Origin of the sequence: Cupriavidus sp. GA3-3 (assembly GCF_000389805.1) — a bacterium.
Lineage (GTDB): Bacteria > Pseudomonadota > Gammaproteobacteria > Burkholderiales > Burkholderiaceae > Cupriavidus > Cupriavidus necator_D.
On sequence record NZ_KB944491.1, the window covers coordinates 40101 to 56045 of the forward strand.

General features: G+C 67.3%; 14 protein-coding genes. 6 read left to right on the plus strand and 8 right to left on the minus strand.

Annotated elements, in window-relative coordinates; translation table 11 throughout:
- Positions 1–35 precede the first annotated feature (35 nt).
- The 5 genes from C265_RS22140 (at position 36) to C265_RS22160 (ending at position 4089) form a co-directional block, all read left to right on the plus strand.
- Positions 36–1307 carry a type II secretion system F family protein gene (locus C265_RS22140; protein WP_010814751.1) on the plus strand — a complete coding sequence of 424 codons (1272 nt, stop codon included), beginning with the start codon at positions 36–38 and terminating at the stop codon, positions 1305–1307.
- Between the two features lie 3 nt (positions 1308–1310).
- Positions 1311–2225: an A24 family peptidase gene (locus tag C265_RS22145; protein WP_010814752.1), complete on the plus strand. Its 915-nt coding sequence runs from the start codon at positions 1311–1313 to the stop codon at positions 2223–2225.
- Positions 2226–2288: 63 nt separating this feature from the next.
- On the plus strand, positions 2289–2915 hold the full coding sequence (coaE, locus tag C265_RS22150) for a dephospho-CoA kinase (protein WP_010814753.1): 627 nt from the start codon (positions 2289–2291) through the stop codon (positions 2913–2915).
- A 209-nt stretch (positions 2916–3124) separates the two neighbouring features.
- Complete coding sequence (gene zapD, locus C265_RS22155; protein ID WP_010814754.1) at positions 3125–3883, plus strand: cell division protein ZapD; 759 nt, start codon at positions 3125–3127, stop codon at positions 3881–3883.
- Between the two features lie 17 nt (positions 3884–3900).
- Positions 3901–4089, plus strand: coding sequence for a DNA gyrase inhibitor YacG (locus tag C265_RS22160; protein ID WP_010814755.1), 189 nt, complete (start codon positions 3901–3903; stop codon positions 4087–4089).
- 30 nt (positions 4090–4119) lie between these two features.
- Here the strand turns inward: C265_RS22160 and C265_RS22165 are convergent, their stop codons facing one another.
- The 5 genes from C265_RS22165 to secA form a co-directional block, all read right to left on the minus strand.
- Positions 4120–6159, minus strand: coding sequence for an OPT family oligopeptide transporter (locus C265_RS22165; RefSeq protein WP_010814756.1), 2040 nt, complete (start codon positions 6157–6159; stop codon positions 4120–4122).
- 93 nt (positions 6160–6252) lie between these two features.
- On the minus strand, positions 6253–6699 hold the full coding sequence (locus tag C265_RS22170; RefSeq protein WP_010814757.1) for an NUDIX domain-containing protein: 447 nt from the start codon (positions 6697–6699) through the stop codon (positions 6253–6255).
- Positions 6696–7601 (minus strand): ATP-binding protein, encoded by a 906-nt coding sequence (locus tag C265_RS22175; RefSeq protein WP_010814758.1) that lies wholly within the window; start codon positions 7599–7601, stop codon positions 6696–6698. The genes C265_RS22170 and C265_RS22175 overlap by 4 nt, the downstream gene beginning before the upstream one ends.
- Positions 7602–7681: 80 nt before the next feature.
- On the minus strand, positions 7682–8908 hold the full coding sequence (gene argJ, locus C265_RS22180) for a bifunctional glutamate N-acetyltransferase/amino-acid acetyltransferase ArgJ (protein WP_010814759.1): 1227 nt from the start codon (positions 8906–8908) through the stop codon (positions 7682–7684).
- A gap of 163 nt (positions 8909–9071) precedes the next feature.
- Positions 9072–11849 carry a preprotein translocase subunit SecA gene (gene secA, locus C265_RS22185; protein ID WP_010814760.1) on the minus strand — a complete coding sequence of 926 codons (2778 nt, stop codon included), beginning with the start codon at positions 11847–11849 and terminating at the stop codon, positions 9072–9074.
- A 305-nt stretch (positions 11850–12154) separates the two neighbouring features.
- Here secA and C265_RS22190 point away from each other — a divergent pair, with 305 nt between their 5' ends.
- Positions 12155–12658: a hypothetical protein gene (locus C265_RS22190; RefSeq protein WP_010814761.1), complete on the plus strand. Its 504-nt coding sequence runs from the start codon at positions 12155–12157 to the stop codon at positions 12656–12658.
- Between the two features lie 64 nt (positions 12659–12722).
- On the opposite strand, the gene lpxC is transcribed toward C265_RS22190, so the two are convergent.
- The 3 genes from lpxC to ftsZ all read right to left on the minus strand — a co-directional run bounded on the left by lpxC (position 12723) and on the right by ftsZ (position 15941).
- The gene (gene lpxC, locus C265_RS22195; protein WP_010814762.1) at positions 12723–13640 is read right to left on the minus strand and encodes a UDP-3-O-acyl-N-acetylglucosamine deacetylase; all 918 of its coding nucleotides are present in this window, start codon (positions 13638–13640) and stop codon (positions 12723–12725) included.
- Between the two features lie 153 nt (positions 13641–13793).
- A complete protein-coding gene (locus tag C265_RS22200; protein ID WP_010814763.1) occupies positions 13794–14300 on the minus strand; it encodes a peroxiredoxin in 507 nt (168 codons plus the stop codon).
- A 447-nt stretch (positions 14301–14747) separates the two neighbouring features.
- Positions 14748–15941 (minus strand): cell division protein FtsZ, encoded by a 1194-nt coding sequence (gene ftsZ / locus C265_RS22205; RefSeq protein ID WP_010814764.1) that lies wholly within the window; start codon positions 15939–15941, stop codon positions 14748–14750.
- Positions 15942–15945 lie beyond the last annotated feature (4 nt).

A 15945-nucleotide genomic window follows, 5' to 3' on the forward strand; every position in this document is an offset into this window, starting at 1 on the left:
CAGAACAAGCGTCATTTACATCGGGGGTCAATATCATGGCGACGCGTGCACCAGCGGCGAGCGCCCGGACGGCGGCACCGTCACGGGCGAAATCAGGGAAGGGGCGCAAGGCACCCACCCAGTATATCTTTGAGTGGGAAGGCAAGGACCGCAAGGGCAAGACCTTCACCGGCGAGCTGCGCGCCGAGAACCAGGCCGAGGTCACCGCCACGCTGCGCAAGCAGGGCCTGACCATCGTCAAGCTGAAGAAGCGCAAGGCCGCGCGCGGGCGCAAGATCACCGAGAAGGACATCGCCTACTTCACCCGGCAGCTGTCGACCATGCTCAAGGCCGGCATTCCGCTGCTGCAATCGATCGACATCATCGCGCGTGGCCACGTGAACCCCAACTTCACCCAGCTGCTGTCCGACATCCGCTTCGACATCGAGGCCGGCAGCAGCATGGCCGCGGCATTCCGGCGCCATCCGAAGTACTTCGATACGCTGTACTGCAACCTGATCGATGCCGGCGAACAGGGCGGTATCCTGGATTCGCTGCTGGAGCGCCTGTCGCTCTACATGGAAAAGACCATCGCGCTGAAAGGCCAGATCAAGTCGGCGATGATCTACCCGATCGCGGTGCTGACGGTGGCCTTTGCCGTGACCGTGATCCTGATGCTGTTCGTGATCCCGGCGTTCAAGGGCGTGTTCTCCAGCTTCGGCGCCAACCTGCCGGCGCCGACGCTGCTGGTGATCGCCATCTCGGACTTCTTTGTCCAGTACTGGTACCTGGTGATCGGGGCGCCGGTGGCCGGCATCTCCTTCTACCTGCGCGCGCTGAAGAAATCGGAGAAGGTGCAGCGCGCCACCGACCGCGCGCTGCTGAAGCTGCCGATCTTCGGCAGCCTGTTCCGCAAGGCCGTGATCGCGCGCTGGACCCGCACGCTGGCCACCATGTTCGCCGCCGGCACGCCGCTGGTGGAGTCAATGGAGTCCGTGGCCGGCGCGGCCGGCAACTGGGTCTACTACGACGCCACGCGCGAGATCGAGCAATCGGTGCGCATCGGCACCAGCCTGACCAACGCGATGCAGGCCACCCATGTGTTCGACAACATGGTGCTGCAGATGACGCAGATCGGTGAGGAGTCCGGCGCGCTGGACAACATGCTGCTGAAGGTGGCGGAGTTCTACGAGCGCGAGGTCGACGATGCCGTGGCCGCGATCTCCAGCCTGATCGAGCCGCTGATCATCGTGGTGCTGGGTGTGCTGATCGGCGGCATGGTGGTGGCGATGTACCTGCCGATCTTCAAGCTGGGACAGGTGGTGTAAGCGATGTTGTCTTCGTGGTCTGCTTCCCCCTACCCTTCGTCGGCCTCCACCGGCGGCGCGCCGCTGGTGGAGGCACTGGCGGCGTTGCCGCCCGCCTTCCTGGTGGCGGCCGCCGCGCTGCTCGGGCTGGTGGTCGGCAGCTTCCTCAATGTGGTCATCCACCGGATGCCGCGCATGATGGAGCGCGACGAGGCCAACTATATCGCCGAGCTGCGCGGCGACCCGCTGCCCTACCCCGGCCGCTACAACCTGATGGTGCCGCGCTCGGCCTGCCCGCATTGCGGCCACGCGATTGCGCCGTGGGAGAACGTGCCGGTGCTGAGCTACCTGTTCCTGCGCGGGCGCTGCTCGGCGTGCCAGGCGCCGATCAGTGTGCGCTATCCGCTGGTCGAGCTGGCCTGTGGCGTGCTGAGCGCGCTGGCGGCGTGGCGCTTCGGCCCCGGCGGACAGGCCCTGGCCGCGCTGGTGCTGGTGTGGGCGCTGCTGGCGCTGACCATGATCGATGCCGATACGCAACTGCTGCCGGACCAGATCACCCTGCCGCTGTTGTGGCTGGGCCTGCTGCTGAACCTGGGCGGCGTGTTCGTGACGCTGCCCGACGCCGTGATCGGCGCGGCTGCCGGCTACCTGGTGCTGTGGACGGCCTACTGGCTGTTCCGGCTGGTGCGCGGCAAGGAAGGCATGGGCTTTGGCGACTTCAAGCTGATGGCGGCGCTGGGCGCCTGGCTCGGCTGGCAGGCGCTGCCGGCGCTGGTGCTGCTGTCGTCGGTGGTCGGCGTGCTGTTCGGGCTGGCCAATATCGCGCTGCGCCGGCAGGAACGCGACACGCCCTTCCCGTTCGGGCCCTTCATCGCGCTCGCCGGCGTGGTGGTGCTGCTGTTCGGCCCCGGCGTGCTGCCGCTGTTTGCATGGCCATGACGGTGTCCGACGATCTCCGCTGAAGCTGGTATCGTTGCGGCAACATCGTCAACAGAGCCTCACATGCTGGAAATCGGACTGACCGGCGGCATCGGCAGCGGCAAGACCCGCGTGGCCGACATGTTTGCCGCGCGCGGTGCCGCGATCATCGACACCGACCTGCTCGCGCACGAGATCACCGCCCCAGGCGGGCGCGCCATCCCGGCGCTGGTCGAGGCCTTCGGCCCGGCCTGCCTGCGTCCCGACGGCGCCATGGACCGCGACGCGATGCGCGCACTGGTGTTTGCCGACCCCGCAGCCAAGGCGCGGCTTGAAGCGATCACCCACCCGCTGATCCGTGCACTGACCACCGAGCGCGCCCACGCGATCCGCGATGCCGGCGACCATCCCTACCTGATCTACGTGGTGCCGCTGCTGGTGGAATCGGGCTCATGGCGCGAGCGCGTGGGCCGCGTGCTGGTGGTGGACTGCACCGAGGCCACCCAGGTGGCGCGCGTGATGTCGCGCAACGGCTTCAGCCGCGAGCAGGTGCAGGCCATCATGGCCAGACAGGCCACCCGCGCCGAGCGCCTGGCATGTGCCGACGACGTCATCGACAACGACGGTCCGGTGGAGGCGCTGGTGGACCAGGTCGACCGGCTCGACCGCTACTATCGTGAACTGTCGGCGGCGGCCAGGGTCCATCCATAACGCGCAACCCGGCGCGCCAGCGCATGGCATCATGCACGCGACATTGTCCTCGGCCCGTGTCTCGCATAGAATGCGCTGGAATATGCGGGGAAATCACCGCATACTGGCGGCAACCGCCCGCCATATACCGCCCCTTCCGGCATTTCCCGGGCCTCATTCTGCACCGGGCCGCTCCTGAAAGCGCCCGACGCCCTGCACGGACATTGCACTTGATTCTGTACGAATACCCTTTCAACGAACGCATCAGGACACTCCTGCGCCTGGAGGACCTGTTCGATCGGCTGGAATACTTTCTCGGCCAGGATCATGCCCACCAGCACCATGTCGCGCTGACCACGCTGTTCGAGATCATCGACGTCGCCGGCCGCGCCGACCTCAAGACCGACCTGATCAAGGAACTGGAACGCCAGCGCCAGGCACTGGCGCCGCTGCGCGCCAGCCCGCAGATCGACCAGGAGGCGCTGGACGCCGTCATCGGCGAGATCGAGCAAGGCATCGCCATGCTCAACCAGACCGTGGGCAAGGCCGGCCAGCTGCTGGCCGACAACGAGTGGCTGACCAGCATCCGCAGCCGCGCGATCATCCCCGGCGGCACCTGCGAGTTCGACCTGCCGGCCTACTATGCCTGGCAGCACCGCCCCGCCGAAGACCGCCGCGCCGATATCCTGAAGTGGGTACGTCCGCTGCTGTCGCTGCGCATGGGCACCACCATCGTGCTGCGCCTGCTGCGCGAAGCCGGCCAGAGCGGCAAGGTGATCGCCACCGGCGGCAGCTACCAGCAAATGCTGTCCGGACGCAGCTACCAGCTGATGCAGGTCTACCTGGATGACTCGCTGCTGGCCTTCATCCCCGAGATGAGCGCCAACAAGTACATGCTGTGGGTGCGCTTCACGCAGCAGGACGGCGACCTGCGCCCACGCTCGGTCGATGCGGATATCCCGTTCCTGCTGAAACTCTGCAATTTCTGAAGCCTGCGCTGAACGCTATGCCTGCTGTCGTCAAATGCCCCACCTGCGGCACCGAGGTGGCCTGGGTGCCCGACAACAAATTCCGCCCCTTCTGTTCCGAGCGCTGCAAGCAGATCGATCTCGGCGCCTGGGCGTCCGAGAAATACGTGATCGGCGGCAAGCCGGGCGAGACCTCCGCCGACCAGACTGAAGACGAGGACGACTGAAGCGCCCTCGCCTTCAGCGTCCCTCGCGGTTCAGTGCGCCGCCGCCAGCACGCGGCGGTAGAAGCCCACGCATACCAGCGCGAACACCGCCAGGCCCAGCCACTGCGCGGTCGCTTCAAACCCGGGCCCGGCCAGCGCCAGTGGCGCATCCCTGCCCGACAGGCCGATTACCGCGGCCAGCATCACGCCGACCAGGCTTTCCCCCACGATCAGGCCCGAGGCCAGCAGCGTGCCGCGCCGCTCGGCATGTTCCAGCGCCAGCTTGACGTCGTCGCCGCGCGCGCTGGCGCGGCGGCGCTCGCTGCGCAGCAGGAGCCACGACAGCACCGCGCCGACCACCAGCGCCGAGCTGATGGTCGGCGGCAGGTAGATGCCGATGCCCACCGCCAGCACCGGCAGCCGCGCCGCGCCGCGGCGGCGGCGCAGCACCTCGTCGATGGCGATCAGCACCACGCCCAGCCCGATGCCGATCAGGATCATGGTCCAGTTGAGCTGGCGGGTGAAGATGCCGGTGGCGATCGCGGTCATCAGCGTCGCCTGCGGCGCGGCCAGCGCCTGGTTGGGGTCCATGTCCGCACGCGGCAGCGCGCCGGCGAAGCCATAGGCGCTATAGAGCAGGTCCAGCACCGGCGGAATCACCGCCGCGCCTACCGCGCAGCCGATCAGCAGCGCCACCTGCTGGCGCCACGGCGTGGCACCGACCAGCCAGCCGGTCTTCAGGTCCTGCAGGTTGTCGTTGGCGATCGAGGCGACCGCCACCACCGCCGAGGTGGTGAAGATCGCCAGCGCAATCGCGAAGTTTCTGCCCTCGGGCGTGGCCAGCAGCCCGTCGGCCTTGCCCGCCAGCAGGATCAGCAGCGACACCAGGATCACCGCGATGATGCCGATGCCCGAGATCGGGCTGGCCGACGAGCCCACCAGCCCGGCCATGTAGCCACACGCCGCCGCCACCAGGAAGCCGAAGATAAAGGCGAACACCACCGCGTAGATCACCAGGCGCCAGCGTGCGCCGCCATCGAGCGGCGCCGGCGCGAGGAACCAGGCGAATACCGTCACCAGCACCGCCAGCAGCCCCAGCATCACCAGGCCGATCCATCTGGCCGGCATGTCCTGCTGCGTGCGCGGCATCTTGCCCTGCCCCGCCGGCCCGCCCTGCAGCGCGCCGAACGAGGCGCGGATGCCGTACAGCATCGGCCCGGCCAGCGACAGCAGCGTCCAGATCGCGGCAATGCCGATGGTGCCGGCACCGATGAAGCGCGCCTGCTGGCTCCACACCATGGCGCCGAAGGCCGACAGCGTGGCGCCGTCCGGGCGCGGCGTGATGGCCGTCAGCCACGGCACCGCGACGCCCCAGGTCAGCACCAGCCCGAGCAGCATGGCCAGCCCGCCGACGATTCCGACCAGGTAGCCCGCGCCCACCAGCGCCAGCGAGAACCCCATCGACAGCCGCACCACCGAGGCCCCGGCCGACAGCCAGAAGTTGGCGCCCTCGGCCAGCAGGCGCAGCCCGCCGGCGGCAAAGCTGAACAGCCCCGCCACCAGGCCGCCGGCCATCAGGTCGGCCAGGCCGGTCGCCTGGGGCTTCTGCCCCGGCGCGGCCTGGTCTGGCGCGGCGCTGCCCACGCGCAGGATTTCCGCCGCGGCCACGCCCTCCGGGTAGGGCAGCTCGCTCTGCACCACCATCGCGTGGCGCAGCGGGATGCTGAACAGCACGCCCAGCATGCCGCCGGCCGCGCAGATCGCCAGCGTCTGCCAGAACGGGAAGCCCTGCCAGTGGCCCAGCATGACCAGGCCCGGCAGGATAAAGATGATCGACGACAGGGTGCCCGCGGCCGAGGCCTGCGTCTGCACCATGTTGTTTTCCAGGATGTTGGCGCCGGGGAAGAGCCGCAGCACGGCCATCGAGATCACGGCCGCCGGGATCGCCGACGAGAAGGTCAGGCCGACCTTCAGGCCCAGGTAGATGTTGGAGGCGGTGAACACGACCGTGATCAGCGCACCGAGGATGATGCCGCGCAGGGTCAGTTCAGGCAGGGAAACGTCGTCGGCGATACGATCGACACGTAGCATGCAGGTTCCTTTCCTGTGGATCAGGGCCTGGTCAGGCCCTGGCGGCGCGCAAGCGGGCGCCGCGGCCGCTTGCCCGACAGCGGGAAGGCAGGGTCAGCCGTTGCCCGATTCCTCGGCCAGCCACTCCACCACGGGAATGGTGGCCGGCAGCAGCGGCCCCACCGTCACCAGCGTGCGCTGCCACGAGAAGGCCTGGCCTTCGCGGCCGACGGGGTCGCCCCGCCAGTCGGTGACCTTGCAGAAATACAGCCGCACATAGGCGTGCGGATAGTCATGTTCCAGAATGTGCCAACGCTCGCATTGCGTTACATCAAGGCCCAGCTCTTCATGGAGTTCTCTGGCCAGTGCTGCCTCCACCGACTCACCGGGCTCCAGCTTGCCGCCGGGGAATTCCCAATAGCCCTCGTAGGGCTTGCCGGCCGGGCGCTGCGCCAGCAGGAAGCGTCCGTCGGGCTGCACCAGCACGCCGACCGCCACCTCGGTCACCTTGCGCGGCGGGTTGGCGCCGGTCTGCGCGGGGTTCTGCGTGGCCGCGCTCATGCCTTGGCGTCTCCGGCGACATCGGCAATATAGGGCTTGCCATGCTTGCCGCCCCAATCGCGCGCAAACTGCCAGGCCACGCGGCCCGAGCGCGAGCCGCGCTCCAGCGCCCACACCAGCGCGTCACCGCGCGCCGCGGCGATGTCCTCGTCGGTGCAGCCAAAGTGCCTGAGCCAGTGGCCGACAATGGCCAGATATTCGTCCTGCTTGGGCGGGTAGAACGACAGCCACAGCCCGAAGCGCTCGGACAGCGAGATCTTCTCTTCCACCACTTCGCCGGGATGGATCTCGCCATCGTCGGTGTGGCGGTAGGTCTCGTTGTCCTTCATGTACTCCGGCAGCAGGTGCCGGCGGTTGGAGGTGGCGTAGATCAGCACGTTGTCCGACTGCGCCGCCACCGAGCCGTCCAGCGCCGACTTGAGCGACTTGTAGCCCGACTCGCCCTCTTCGAACGACAGGTCGTCGCAGAAGATCACGAAGCGCTCGGGGCGCTGCGCAACCAGCTCGACGATATCGCCGAGGTCGCCCAGGTCATCCTTGTCCACCTCAACCAGCCGCAGCCCGTCCCTGACGAAGGCATTGAGGCAGGCCTTGATCAGCGACGACTTGCCGGTGCCGCGCGCGCCGGTCAGCAGCACATTGTTGGCCGGCAGCTTGCTCACGAACTGGCGCGTGTTGGCGACGATGGCATCCTTCTGGCGCTCGATGTTCTTCAGGTCGTCCAGGTGGATCGGCGGCAGCTGGCGCACCGGCTGCAGGTAGCCGATATTGCCGAACAGGCTCTGCCGCTTGCGCCAGCGGAACGCCACGGCCTCCTGCCAGTCGGCGTCGCTCAGTTGCGGCGGCAGCCATTGTTCGAGTCGGGCAAGGAAGTTGTCGAGGCGGGCGGCGAGGTCAGACATGGCAGGGGCGCGCTAGGGGCGCGGTATCGGCTGGCAGGGGAATCGATGCCCTTCCCGCATACACGGGAAGGACGGAAAGCTCAGGAGCGGTAGTCGGCGTTGATCGACACGTAATCGTGCGACAGGTCGCAGGTCCAGACCGTCGCTTCGGCCTTGCCGCGGCCGAGCGCGACGCGCACGGTGATCTCGGCCTGCTTCATCACGCGCTGGCCGTCTTCCTCGCGGTAGTCGGGGTTGCGGCCGCCGTCGCGGGCCACCCAGACATCGTCCAGCCACAGGTTGACGCGGCCGACGTCGAGGTCATCGACGCCGGCGTAGCCGACCGCGGCCAGGATGCGGCCCAGGTTGGGGTCCGACGCATAGAACGCGGTCTTGACCAGCGGCGAATGCGCCACCGCATAGGCGATCTGGCGGCACTCGGCCACGTCCTTGCCGCCTTCGACGCGGATGGTCATCAGCTTGGTGGCGCCTTCGCCGTCGCGCACGATCATCTGCGCCAGTTCCTGCGCCAGCGCGGTCACCGCGTCGCGCAGCGCCTCGAAGGCCGGGCCTTCGGCGCGCTCGACCACGGCGCCGGACTTGCCCGTGGCGATCAGCACGAACGAGTCGTTGGTCGAGGTATCGCCGTCGATGGTGATGCTGTTGAACGAATGGTCGGCGGCGTAGGAGACCAGCGCCTGCAGCACCGGCTGGGCCACGGCGGCGTCCATGGCGATAAAGCCGAGCATGGTCGCCATGTTCGGGCGGATCATGCCGGCGCCCTTGCTGATGCCCGACAGCGTCACGGTCTTGCCGTCGATCTGCACCGTGCGCGACGCGGCCTTGGGCTGCGTGTCGGTGGTCATGATGGCTTCGGCGGCGGCCAGCCAGTTGTCCGGCTTCGCGTTGGCGATGGCGGCGGGCAGGCCGGCCACCAGACGGTCGACCGGCAGCGGCTCCAGGATCACGCCGGTCGAGAACGGCAGCACCTGCTCGGCGGCGATGCCCAGTTGCGCTGCCAGCGCGTCGCAGCTGGCGCGGGCACTGGCCAGGCCCGGTTCGCCGGTGCCGGCGTTGGCATTGCCGGTGTTGACCACCAGCGCGCGGATGCCCTTGCCAGCGGCCAGGTGCTCGCGGCAGACCTGCACCGGCGCCGCGCAGAAGCGGTTGCTGGTGAAGACGCCGGCCACGGTGCTGCCTTCGGCCACGCGCACCACCAGCACGTCCTTGCGGTTGGCCTTGCGGATGCCCGCCTCGGCCCAGCCCAGCTCCACGCCGGCGACGGATTTCAGGTTCTCTGCCTGGGGCAGCGGAAGATTGACGGGCATGTGGACTCCTCGTTCCTGCTTGCGTTATCTGCTTGCGGCTTCTGCTCGCAACTTGCTTGTCATCAGACGAACATGCCCGCGGAGGGCGGGCATGTCGTTTCCTTGCGCGTCACTCCCCAGACAGCGGGAACGACGTCATGCCGGGTACCCGGCCGGGCTCAGTTCAGCTGAGCCTGCCGTGGCACTGCTTGAACTTCTTGCCCGAGCCGCACGGGCACGGATCGTTGCGGCCGACCTTGGGCATGCCCGCCAGCGCCAGCTCGGCGGCGGCCATGGCCGCACCGGTGCGCGGCGACGGCGCTTCCTCGACCGGCTCGCGCCCTTCGGCGAACTCGTCGTGCTTGTACTGGATGTTCTCCAGGTGCGACAGGCCTTCCTCGATCTCTTCCGAAGCCTGCTCCAGCTCTTCCGGCGACTGGATCTGCACGTTGAAGGTCACGCGCGTGACTTCGTTCTTGATCAGGTCCAGCAGGCGCGCGAACAGCTCGAACGACTCGCGCTTGTATTCCTGCTTGGGATCCTTCTGCGCATAGCCGCGCAGGTGGATGCCCTGGCGCAGGTGGTCCAGCGCGGCCAGGTGCTCGCGCCAGTGCGTGTCGATGCTCTGCAGCATGACCGAGCGCTCGAAGCCGGCGAACGACTCGCGGCCGACCATCGCGACCTTGCCATCGTAGCGCTCCGCGGCCGCCTTCATGATCAGGTTGAGCAGCTCTTCGTCCTCGATGCTCTGCGCGCCCTCGATGGTCTGCGCCAGCGGCACTTCCAGGCCCCAGTCCTCGCGCAGGCGCGTTTCCAGGCCGGAGATGTTCCACTGCTCTTCCATGGTGTCGGCCGGCACGTGGTCGCGGAACAGCTCAACCAGCACGCTCTCGCGCAGGTTGGTCACCATGTCGCCGACATCCTGGGCTTCCAGCACGTCGTTGCGCAGCTTGTAGATTTCCTTGCGCTGGTCGTTGGCGACGTCGTCGTACTGCAGCAGCTGCTTGCGGATGTCGAAGTTGCGGCCTTCGACCTTGCGCTGCGCCGATTCGATCGAGCGCGTGACGATGCCGGCTTCGATCGGCTCGCCCTCGGGCATCTTCAGGCGTTCCATGATGGCGCGCACGCGGTCGCCGGCGAAGATGCGCAGCAGCTGGTCGTCCAGCGACAGGTAGAAGCGCGACGAACCCGGGTCGCCCTGGCGGCCGGCACGGCCGCGCAGCTGGTTGTCGATACGGCGCGACTCATGGCGCTCGGTGCCGACGATATGCAGGCCGCCGGCGGCCTTGACCTGCTCGTGCAGCGAATGCCACTCATCCTCGAGCTGCTTGATGCGTGCGGCCTTCTCGGCGTCGGACAGGTTCGGGTCCGCCTCGATAAAGCCGGATTGCTTCTCCACATTGCCGCCCAGCACGATGTCGGTACCGCGGCCGGCCATGTTGGTGGCAATGGTGATCATCTTGGGGCGGCCGGCCTGGGCCACGATCTCGGCTTCGCGCGCGTGCTGCTTGGCGTTGAGCACCTGGTGCGGCAGTTGCTCGCGATCGAGCAGGCCCGACAGGTATTCCGAGGTCTCGATCGAGGTGGTGCCCACCAGCACCGGCTGGCCACGCTCGTAGCAGTCGCGGATATCGCGCACCACGGCGTCGTAGCGCTCCTTGCCGGTCTTGTAGATCTGGTCCTGCTGGTCCTTGCGCTGGGCCGGGCGGTTGGTCGGGATCACCACCACTTCCAGGCCGTAGATCTCCTGGAACTCATACGCTTCGGTGTCAGCCGTGCCGGTCATGCCGGCCAGCTTGTTGTACATGCGGAAGTAGTTCTGGAAGGTGATCGTCGCCAGCGTCTGGTTCTCTTGCTGGACGGTGACGCCTTCCTTGGCCTCAACGGCCTGGTGCAGGCCGTCGGACCAGCGGCGGCCGGTCATCAGGCGGCCGGTGAACTCGTCGACGATCACGACTTCGTCGTTCTGCACCACGTAGTGCTGGTCGCGATGGAACAGGCTGTGCGCGCGCAGGGCGGCGTACAGGTGGTGCATCAGCGTGATGTTCTGCGGCGCGTAGAGCGACTCGCCCTCGCCGATCAGGCCTTGCTGCGACAGGATCTCTTCGGCCTTCTCGTGGCCGGCTTCGGTCAGGTAGACCTGGTGGCCCTTCTCGTCGACGTAGTAGTCGCCCGGCTTCTCGACGCCGGTGCCGTCGGCCTTCTCTTCACCGATCTGGCGCTCGAGCAGCTTGGGGATGCCGTTCATGCGCTGGTACAGGTCGGTCTGGTTCTCGGCCTGGCCGGAGATGATCAGCGGGGTGCGGGCCTCGTCGATCAGGATCGAGTCCACTTCATCGACGATGGCGTAGTTGAGCGGGCGCTGCACGCGTTGCGACGGGTCGTAGACCATGTTGTCGCGCAGGTAGTCGAAGCCGAACTCGTTGTTGGTGCCGTAGGTGATGTCCGAGTTGTACGCCGCCTGCTTGGCGTCGTGCGGCATCTGCGACAGGTTCACGCCCACCGACAGGCCCAGGAAGTTGTACAGCCGGCCCATCCACTCGGCATCGCGCTGCGCCAGGTAGTCGTTGACGGTCACCACGTGCACGCCCTGGCCGGTGATGGCATTCAGGTACACGGCCAGCGTCGCGGTCAGCGTCTTGCCTTCGCCGGTGCGCATTTCGGCGATCTTGTTGTCGTTCAGCACCATGCCGCCGATCAGCTGCACGTCGAAGTGGCGCATCTTCATGACACGCTTGCTGGCCTCGCGGCAGACGGCGAAGGCCTCGGGCAGCAGCGCCTCGAGCGATTCGCCGCCGGCGTGGCGCTGCCGGAAGGTCTCCGTCATGCCGCGCAGTTCGTCGTCCGAGAGCTGCTCGAACTTCGGCTCCAGCGCATTGATCTGCGCCACCGTGCGGCGGTATTGTTTGATCAGCCGCTCATTGCGGCTGCCGAAGACTTTCTTGAGAAGGCCGGTGATCATCGATTGCTTTCACCTGCGCGGAACCGGGCGGCACCCCAGGGATGCGGGCTGCTCCGGCGGCCGGGCGAGGAATGGATAGATTGGCGCAAAACGCCGAGTTTATCATGTGCCGGGGTCACGGCCGGAACGCGCCTGGCCCCGTCCCGCAAGGGCAGGCAAGCCTGCCGGATGTCGGCCACGCGTGTGGTCCGCAGATTGCCCGCGTGATTGCCCGTGCGCCCATTGGCCACAGTTTGGGGCGGCCGCCGCAGCTTCAATCCACAGTCGGGCAAGGCGGCCAGCGCGCCCCTTGCTAGAATGCATGCATGCGCCGCTTCACCCATCACGCCCTGCAGACCCCCGCCGCCAAGCCGCTCAACGACTGGCTGGCCAAGGCCGGCCCGGTTTCGACGCTGATGCAGACCGCGCGCCAGCTGTCGGTGCTCGAGGCCGAGGTGCTGGCACTGCTGCCCGCCGGCATGCGCGACGGCCTGGCCGTGGCCGGGGTCAAGCGTGACGCCACCGACCCGAACGCCCAGGTGCTGCTGTTGCTGGCCGCGCACGGCGCCGCCGCTGCCCGCGTGCGCCAGGTAGTGCCGACGCTGCTGGCACGGCTGCAGCAGCGCGGCTCGCATATCACCGCGATCCGGGTGCGGGTGCAGCCGGAGGTGTCGCGCCACGCGGACTGGGAAGTGGAGCCCGTGCAACGCCAGCGCACCGGTGGCCGCATGACGCCCACGGGACTCGCCAATCTGGACCAGCTGGCGCGCAGCCTGCCGGATTCGCCGCTGCGCGACGCGCTCAATACGCTGCTCGCCCATCACCGCTAGCCCGTTGCCGAACACGAAAAAGCCGACCCTCGGGTCGGCTTTTTTCTGCGCCAGTTCGCCAGGATCAGGCAAACGCCGGCTGCGCCTGCGGCAGGAACGCGACCGGGGCTTCCTCGACGCGGTCGAAGGTGACCAGTTCATAGGCTTCCTGGTCGGCCAGCAGCGCGCGCAGCAGCTGGTTGTTCAGGCCGTGGCCCGACTTGTTCGCCACATAGGCGCCGATCAGCGGGTGGCCCACCACATACAGGTCGCCGATCGCATCCAGGATCTTGTGGCGCACGAACTCGTCGCCGTAGCGCAGCTCTTCATTGTTGAGCATGCGGTGCTCGTCCAGCACGATCGCGTTGTCCAGGCTGCCGCCGCGCGCCAGGCCCATCTCGCGCAGGGCTTCCACCTCGTGCGCAAAGCCGAAGGTGCGGGCGCGGGCAATCTCGCGCACGTAGCTGGTGTCGGCAAAGTCGATCGAGAAAGTCTGGCCGGTCTTGTCGACCGCCGGGTGGCGGAAGTCGATGGTGAACGACAGCTTGAAGCCGAAGAACGGCTCCAGCCGCGCCAGCTTGTCGCCCTCGCGCACTTCCACCGCTTTCTTGACGCGGATAAAGGTCTTCAGCGCGTTCTGCTCTTCAATGCCGGCCGACTGCAGCAGGAACACGAAGGACGCGGCGCTGCCGTCCATGATCGGGATTTCCTCGGCGTCGACATCGACATAGAGGTTGTCGATGCCCAGGCCCGCACAGGCCGACATCAGGTGCTCGACGGTCGAAACGCGCGCGCCATCCTTCTGCAGCACCGATGCCAGGCGCGTGTCGCCGATGGCCGACGCGGCCACGGGAATCTCGACGGCCTCGGGCAGGTCGACGCGGGTAAAGACGATGCCGGTGTCCGCCGGCGCGGGACGCAGGGTCAACGTGACCTTGCGTCCCGAGTGCAGGCCGATGCCAACGGTCTTTACCAGGGATTTGATGGTGCGCTGTTTGAGCATGACAGCCTCAACTATTATAAAAATCTATCGGGCAGCTTTTGTGATTAAGGGATTTTACCACCACCTCAGGGGCGCTCCAGCCGGGTTTTGTTTCCGGCTGTTAACATCCCCTTAACAAGTTGCGTATTATCCACGTTTACCCGGATGACTGTGTCAGCCACGCAACGCCGCCAGCACTGCTTCGGCGCTGCTGACGCGGAATTCGCCCGGTGCCTCGACGTCGAGCCGGGTGACGACGCCGTCGTCGATCACCATCGCGTAGCGCTTGGAGCGCACGCCCATGCCGCGCGCGCCCAGGTCCTGGTCCAGGCCCAGCGCGCGGGTCCACTCGGCGCTGCCGTCGGCCATCATGCGCACCGTGCCGCCAGTCTGCTGTTCACGGCCCCAGGCGCCCATCACGAAGGCGTCGTTGACCGACACGCACCAGACCTCGTCGACGCCGGCCTCGCGCAGCGCCGCGGCGTGCTGCACAAAGCCCGGCACATGCTTGGCCGAGCAGGTCGGCGTAAAAGCGCCGGGCAGGCCGAACACCACGATCTTGCGGCCGCGGACCAGGTCCGCCACCTTGAAGGCATTGGGGCCGAGCGCACAGCCGTTGCCTTCGGTTTCGAAGAATTCCTGCAGCGTGGCGTCGGGGACGCGGGAACCGACAGTGATCATGGGTCGTGGTCCTTCTGGGTTTTCTGAAGAATAGTCCGGATGCCGGGGCGCAGACGCCCGCACTCAGTCAGACGGGCAATCTCAAGATCATAGGCGCCTTGCCCGCATTGCCAAAGCCGGGTCACATCCGGTGACATCCGGCGCGGATCCGATACACCTTGCTACAAAGACGTCCGCGCGGCGCACCTCTTGGGTGCGCCGCGCGGACGCTGATACATCCCGACCGGGAAGGCGGGAAACCAGTCCGGGGAGGCGGCCAGCGGCACGCCAGTCCCGGCGGGATGCGGGTGAAGCTCAGTCCGGCGCAGGCGCGGCGCCGCCAGCAGCCCGGCGGTTCACGTCAGTCCATGCAAGGCACGCGCGGATGGGGAGCGCACGTGCATCGCGACAAGGCGACGCGTTCCGTCAGGCGGCCGGTGGAGGCACCGATGCCGCGCCAGGCAGGGCTCAGTCTGCCTGCTTGCGCAGGAAGGCCGGGATGTCGTACGTATCCACACCCTTTTCCTGCAGCGCCGCCACGTGAGCCGACGCCGACTCACGCGAGCTGCGCCACACGGCCGGCGTATCCAGGTTGCTGTAGTCCGGCGAGCTGTGCGTGGCCGCGGCGGCGGTCATGTTGGCCATCATCTGCACCGGCATGTTGTCCGTGCCGGTCTTGAGCAGGGTCATCGGCTGTTGCTTCTTGGCCGAGCGGCCCAGGCCCGTGGCCACCACCGTCACGCGCAGCGCATCGCTCATCGAGTCATCGTACACCGTACCGAAGATCACGGTCGCATCTTCCGCCGCGTAGCTGCGGATGGTGTTCATGACTTCCTTGGTTTCCGACAGCTTCAGCGAACGGCTGGCGGTGATGTTGACCAGCACGCCGCGCGCGCCGGACAGGTCAACGCCTTCCAGCAGCGGGCTGGCAACGGCCTGCTCGGCTGCCAGGCGGGCGCGGTCCACGCCCGACACGGTGGCCGTCCCCATCATGGCCTTGCCCTGCTCGCCCATCACCGTCTTCACGTCTTCGAAGTCGACGTTCACCAGGCCGTCAACGTTGATGATCTCGGCAATGCCGGCCACCGCGTTGTGCAGCACGTCGTCGGCGCACTGGAAGCACTTGTCCATCTCGGCGTCGTCGCCCATCACTTCGAACAGCTTCTCGTTGAGCACCACGATCAGCGAGTCGACGCTTGATTCCAGCTCGCTGGAACCGTGTTCGGCCACCTTGGCGCGGCGCGCGCCTTCGAAGTCGAACGGCTTGCTGACCACGCCCACGGTCAGGATGCCCATCTCCTTGGCCACTTGCGCGACGATCGGCGCGGCGCCCGTGCCGGTGCCGCCGCCCATGCCGGCAGTGATGAAGACCATGTGCGCGCCGCGCAGGGAGTCGGCGATCTGATCACGGGCCGATTCGGCGCAGTTGCGGCCGACTTCCGGCTTGGCGCCAGCGCCCAGGCCCGTATTGCCAAGTTGCAGCACGCGCGAAGCGCTCGAACGCTTGAGCGCCTGGGCATCGGTGTTCATGCAGATGAATTCGACGCCTTGCACGCCGCGGCTGATCATGTGCTGCACGGCGTTACCGCCCGCACCGCCCACGCCGACCACCTTGATGATGGTGCCGTCCTGCACTTCCGTTTCGATCATGTCAAAGTCCATCACT

Excerpts from the sequence above, each read along its gene's own strand:
- C265_RS22190 (WP_010814761.1), top strand. The coding sequence starts at position 12,155 with ATGCGCCGCTTCACCCATCACGCCCTGCAGACCCCCGCCGCCAAGCCG.
- C265_RS22145 (WP_010814752.1), top strand. The coding sequence starts at position 1,311 with ATGTTGTCTTCGTGGTCTGCTTCCCCCTACCCTTCGTCGGCCTCCACC.
- coaE (WP_010814753.1), top strand. The coding sequence starts at position 2,289 with ATGCTGGAAATCGGACTGACCGGCGGCATCGGCAGCGGCAAGACCCGC.
- C265_RS22160 (WP_010814755.1), top strand. The coding sequence starts at position 3,901 with ATGCCTGCTGTCGTCAAATGCCCCACCTGCGGCACCGAGGTGGCCTGG.
- C265_RS22170 (WP_010814757.1), bottom strand. The coding sequence starts at position 6,699 with ATGAGCGCGGCCACGCAGAACCCCGCGCAGACCGGCGCCAACCCGCCG.
- C265_RS22165 (WP_010814756.1), bottom strand. The coding sequence starts at position 6,159 with ATGCTACGTGTCGATCGTATCGCCGACGACGTTTCCCTGCCTGAACTG.
- argJ (WP_010814759.1), bottom strand. The coding sequence starts at position 8,908 with ATGCCCGTCAATCTTCCGCTGCCCCAGGCAGAGAACCTGAAATCCGTC.
- secA (WP_010814760.1), bottom strand. The coding sequence starts at position 11,849 with ATGATCACCGGCCTTCTCAAGAAAGTCTTCGGCAGCCGCAATGAGCGG.
- lpxC (WP_010814762.1), bottom strand. The coding sequence starts at position 13,640 with ATGCTCAAACAGCGCACCATCAAATCCCTGGTAAAGACCGTTGGCATC.
- C265_RS22175 (WP_010814758.1), bottom strand. The coding sequence starts at position 7,601 with ATGTCTGACCTCGCCGCCCGCCTCGACAACTTCCTTGCCCGACTCGAA.
- C265_RS22140 (WP_010814751.1), top strand. The coding sequence starts at position 36 with ATGGCGACGCGTGCACCAGCGGCGAGCGCCCGGACGGCGGCACCGTCA.
- C265_RS22200 (WP_010814763.1), bottom strand. The coding sequence starts at position 14,300 with ATGATCACTGTCGGTTCCCGCGTCCCCGACGCCACGCTGCAGGAATTC.
- ftsZ (WP_010814764.1), bottom strand. The coding sequence starts at position 15,941 with ATGGACTTTGACATGATCGAAACGGAAGTGCAGGACGGCACCATCATC.